General features: G+C 71.5%; 1 protein-coding gene. It reads right to left on the bottom strand.

From position 1 onward, the window contains the following. On the bottom strand, positions 1-221 hold a 221-nt coding region (locus P0D89_RS54625), incomplete at both ends, for an efflux RND transporter permease subunit (protein WP_408379958.1).

Genomic DNA, 221 nt, shown 5'->3' with positions numbered 1-221 from the left:
GGGTCGATACCGTGCCGAGCGCGAGGCCGCCGATCACCGCGCGTCCGAGCGGCGCGTTCTGTTCGCCGCCGTCGCCGAGACCGAGGGCCATCGGCAGCATGCCGATCAGCATCGCGAGCGCGGTCATCAGCACCGGACGGAAGCGGCTGAAGCCACCATCGAGCGCGGCTTGCAGCGGCGGCCGGCCGCCGTGGTGGAATTCGCGCGCCGTGTTGATCACA

The sequence above is a fragment of the Paraburkholderia sp. RL18-085-BIA-A genome (assembly GCF_046027075.1).
Taxonomy (GTDB): domain Bacteria; phylum Pseudomonadota; class Gammaproteobacteria; order Burkholderiales; family Burkholderiaceae; genus Paraburkholderia.
This window is presented reverse-complemented; position numbering and strand designations above follow the sequence as displayed.